This is a genomic window from Oleidesulfovibrio sp. (genome assembly GCF_047973035.1).
Classification (GTDB): domain Bacteria; phylum Desulfobacterota; class Desulfovibrionia; order Desulfovibrionales; family Desulfovibrionaceae; genus Oleidesulfovibrio.
In genome coordinates, this window is sequence record NZ_JBKEBF010000013.1 from 1 (window position 1) to 3,736 (window position 3,736).

The window sequence follows — 3,736 nt, forward strand, 5'->3', positions numbered from 1 at the left end:
ATACTGCAGCGGCCACCACAAGCGGAACGGCGATAAAGCACAAAAGCAGGAAGCCCCAGGCATAAATACGAAGAAGCTTTGGACGGGTCTGGCGAACATATTCATCCTGAGAAGCCAGCTCCGCCTTGGCCAGACCGCGCCCGCCTTCAATGTCGGAAAGTTCAATTTCAGCCATGCGTTCTTTATGGCGTTGTCCGGCAAGCTCAAGCTGAGTCCGTTGCTCCGGGGTAAGGGGCTGCGCACCGGCTTCGTTCAACCCGTCGGAAACCATAGAGAGTCCGGTTTTAATTTTCTTACCGGTATCGCCCCCTACGGCCTCAGCTATGTCGCCCACAGTATCGATCAGGCTGACAACCTGCCCGACACCCGGAACAAGCTTGAGCAGATTTTTACCTATGTTGAGGAGTCCCATACGCTACCCCCTCAACGCCTGTTCCCGCAGTTCTTTCACGGAATGCAGGCCCGCCGCAGTCAGGTTCTGCTGGCCGTTATGCCAGATGGTGAGTTCCTGTCGGCGCGGCATAATGTCAGGACCGGGGGAAGCGATGTGTACCCAGCGGTCATGCTCGTTAATCAGCTGCTTGTAGCCAAGGTTTTGGCCGCTGATGAACCGCACCACATCAAGAGGGCTGCGACCGGGAACGATAATGTCCGCCGCAAGCCCTGTGAGGTGATCCGACCTAGAAGAGCCGCCTATGTGGTCATTAAGCCATTTGGGCCGGTAGCCGCTGGAAATGGTAATAGGCCCCAGCGCTTCCCGGATGGGCTGCAGCAGGGCCAAGCAGAGGAACTGAATATTGTTGAAGACGGTGGAGCCGAGCTCCACTTCGATGGGATGACCAAACCGCTCAGCGGTCTGACTGCGGGTGAATTCGTCGAGGAAGAAATTGGGGGAAAGAGAAATACGCTGCATGACATCGTCCTTGTTTTAGGTTGATGCTGTGCAGCCTACGGTTGTTTTGGAGTACTGTCGGAAAATGGTGCAAACGGTGCAAGGTTTCTTCAATGTGGCGCAATGTACTGGCGCACGCATCAAGAACAACGCCCACCCTCACAGACAGCGAAAAGAAACTACCCTTGAAAACAACCTCTCTGTCTTATACAGGTCTTAAAAAGGAGGCGACATGGATTTTGGCACTATTCTTTTTTTAACACTGATTGGTTTGGCAGCCTATCTATACCTGAAGCGCAAAGAATTGGGTGGACAGGGGCGCGAGGACCGCGCGGCTCGTAAAGAGCGGTTACGCTATGAAAAACAAGCTGCTCGTGAAAATGCTCTGCCCGAGGTGCAGACAAGTCTCCGTGTCATACATGAGAGTATTAAACTCCTTGAAAGCACAAAAAATCAAGACACAGCACGGTCACGGTATGATGTGGCGCTTAAAAATCTAACAAATCTTATTGACCAATTCCCCCACCGTACCGACTGGGTCGCGTTACACAATGAGTTGCAGCAGGCAGGCCGAGCCATTTTACAGAAGTTGCTCGCTTTGGAAATCCAAAAAGAAGTTGAAAAAGCACAAGCCGCCAAAACTCCAAGTACAAAAATTTCTCGTTTCGTAAAAGCTCTTACAGCAATAACTACCGCAAGCTCATCAGAATACTATGATAGCTCGTGGCTTGCCGCCCAGAGGGCCGCTATTGAATCCATGATTCATGAAACGGAGCTCGGCAAGCTCATGGAGGCTGCCGAGAGACACGAGTTTAAAGAGAATTGGAAAAAAGCACTGGACGCATACCAAGACGTTCTATTTTATCTCAAAAAGGATAATATAGATGACGGAGAACAGACAGAGATTATAGAAGATATCCATGCAAAGACGATTGAAATAAAAGCAAAATTAGAAGGCTGACTTTCCCAAGTGCCCCGCTTTTGCGGGGCATCTTTATGCCTACCAATCAACCCGTCCCATCTCTTCCCGCACGCTCGCCGCTGTCACCCGCACAGGCGCATCCCGATGCCGAATTAATCGCCCCTCGTCTATGAGCTTGCGAACTTTACGTTCAGATAGGTTCAGGCAGTAGGCAACCTCATCAACTCGAAGCAAGGCCTTTGCTGTCAGCATCTCTTCAGGCGTCAGCGAAAACAGGTGAGGACAAAGGGATACGCTCTGCATCTTTCAGCCCGTTGATGAAATCATCTTCAATTATTTTGAAATCAAAAACCTTCTCGCGTAAATTCTCGGGCATTGCGGCTTTGATAGCTTGCTCTTTCATTGGCACTAAGGCTGATTCAGTAATCGGCGTATTAACTTTTTGTTCCGCCAACCTCTTTCCAACAGTATCCCCGGAACGCTTTGCGATGCTTACACTGGCTTGATTAATACCAAGCACCTCGGACAGCTGCGCCTGTGTGACTGCTCCCAGTTCGCTCCTTATCCGGTCAAATGCTCTATTCATGGCTATGCCTCGCGCGCCAGTTCTTCACTGGCAATTTCAATATAAAATTCATCTTCCGACACGCGGCGCATTCCTACGGTATGCAACCTCTCCTCCGGCCATTCTCGCATGACCTCCCTGTCTACGCTCTCTTTGGTGCGGATAGCGCTGGTAAATCCAAGGTCATGCAATCGCTCAAGAACGTTTCCCAGTGTAATTTTAGGCAGAGTCAGTAGCTTGGTAACTTTGCGAAACCCGACAATTCCGAAGCCAAGGTCACGACTTTTCTTTTTATCAAAAAGTTCGCTCCGATGCAGTGTGGCAAACGTTGCTACGGCATCCTCCAAAGCTTTACGACGCTGCAACAACGGCTCACATTGCGCCTTGCTATCTGCCTTGGCCTTATCCATCACCTCGTTCATGTCGGCGGTGTGGCGAGCAATGGAGCGGTCAATATCTGCCATTTCGGCAAGAGCGGCCTCCATCCCTTGTAAGCTGCCAATGATATGAGTTTTGGGCTTAGTCCTACTCACTATGCGTGCTCCTTACTGACAAAGGTTGAAACGGGGATCGTGGACTCCATATCTGCCACGCGGTCAATCTCAGCAAATAACCCTTTGAGGGCGGGGCTGGCAGCTTCAAAAGAGGTCTGAGGCAATTTCTGAAGCTGTGCAGCAATCTCTACTGCGTATACATGCATACGCCGCGAAATAGGGCCATCTGGAGCATAAGAACAACCACAATTGCCGGTACTACGGGGAGTATCACTGGTCATCGGAGGCCTCCTCCCGTTCAAAGCGGGTCAGTATTGTTTTGCAATGCCCGACAATTTTTTGCCGCACTGCCGGTTGATACGGATCACGAAGCAGGAATAATCCAAGCATGTCATATGCACTCTGGCTTTCCTCTTCAAAAGGGTCGCTGATAGGCTTAGGCGGATAAAAAGTATTTCGCTGATTGCGGAGCTTTTCCGTAGTCTTATACAAAATAGTGTTTCCCTTACGCCGGTATACGGACAGATATCCCGCCGCCTCCAGGGGGCGCACATACTTTAGAGCGTAATTGTATTTGGCGCCGGAAATACGCGCTAAGTCCTGTGTCGAAAAACCCGGGTTCATGGAATGCAAGGCGCGCCACATCTGCATAATAACCTGAGCGTTGCGAGCTGGTGCGGCAGCAGGGTTGTATCGATATTCTCCGGGAGCAGTACGCTGCTACTCTCCGGTTTTAACCTGCGTCTGCGCTTGCCTTCGTATGCGAGCCTTTTCCGGTGCGTTTTGCGCCTGCAGCGCTATAAAGAGCATTCTGTTGGTGAACACCTTGCCGTTCTTTCCAAGGCGTCGGGCTGCTTCACGCA

The 3,736-nt window shown here is 50.9% G+C and carries 6 protein-coding genes; 1 reads left to right on the forward strand and 5 read right to left on the reverse strand.

What is annotated here, in order from left to right; all coding sequences use genetic code 11:
- Positions 1 to 412: hypothetical protein (locus tag ACK5LI_RS03880; RefSeq protein ID WP_416946420.1), on the reverse strand; the 412-nt coding region annotated here is incomplete at its 3' end.
- 3 nt (positions 413 to 415) lie between these two features.
- Complete coding sequence (locus ACK5LI_RS03885; RefSeq protein ID WP_416946422.1) at positions 416 to 913, reverse strand: D-Ala-D-Ala carboxypeptidase family metallohydrolase; 498 nt, start codon at positions 911 to 913, stop codon at positions 416 to 418.
- 211 nt (positions 914 to 1,124) lie between these two features.
- Here ACK5LI_RS03885 and ACK5LI_RS03890 point away from each other — a divergent pair, with 211 nt between their 5' ends.
- Positions 1,125 to 1,853, forward strand: a complete 729-nt coding sequence (locus tag ACK5LI_RS03890) for a hypothetical protein (protein WP_416946424.1) — start codon at positions 1,125 to 1,127, stop codon at positions 1,851 to 1,853.
- 217 nt (positions 1,854 to 2,070) lie between these two features.
- On the opposite strand, the gene ACK5LI_RS03895 is transcribed toward ACK5LI_RS03890, so the two are convergent.
- From ACK5LI_RS03895 to ACK5LI_RS03905, 3 genes are read right to left on the reverse strand one after another with little or no spacing between them, the layout of a single operon-like run.
- Positions 2,071 to 2,400 (reverse strand): hypothetical protein, encoded by a 330-nt coding sequence (locus ACK5LI_RS03895; RefSeq protein ID WP_416946426.1) that lies wholly within the window; start codon positions 2,398 to 2,400, stop codon positions 2,071 to 2,073.
- 2 nt (positions 2,401 to 2,402) lie between these two features.
- Complete coding sequence (locus tag ACK5LI_RS03900) at positions 2,403 to 2,912, reverse strand: host-nuclease inhibitor Gam family protein (protein WP_416946428.1); 510 nt, start codon at positions 2,910 to 2,912, stop codon at positions 2,403 to 2,405.
- Positions 2,912 to 3,154, reverse strand: a complete 243-nt coding sequence (locus ACK5LI_RS03905) for a hypothetical protein (RefSeq protein ID WP_416945852.1) — start codon at positions 3,152 to 3,154, stop codon at positions 2,912 to 2,914. The genes ACK5LI_RS03900 and ACK5LI_RS03905 overlap by 1 nt, the downstream gene beginning before the upstream one ends.
- Between the last annotated feature and the right edge of the window lie 582 nt (positions 3,155 to 3,736).

Coding starts and splice junctions, on each gene's coding strand:
- ACK5LI_RS03905 (WP_416945852.1), bottom strand. CDS start 3,154: ATGACCAGTGATACTCCCCGTAGTACCGGCAATTGTGGTTGTTCTTAT.
- ACK5LI_RS03890 (WP_416946424.1), top strand. CDS start 1,125: ATGGATTTTGGCACTATTCTTTTTTTAACACTGATTGGTTTGGCAGCC.
- ACK5LI_RS03885 (WP_416946422.1), bottom strand. CDS start 913: ATGCAGCGTATTTCTCTTTCCCCCAATTTCTTCCTCGACGAATTCACC.
- ACK5LI_RS03895 (WP_416946426.1), bottom strand. CDS start 2,400: ATGAATAGAGCATTTGACCGGATAAGGAGCGAACTGGGAGCAGTCACA.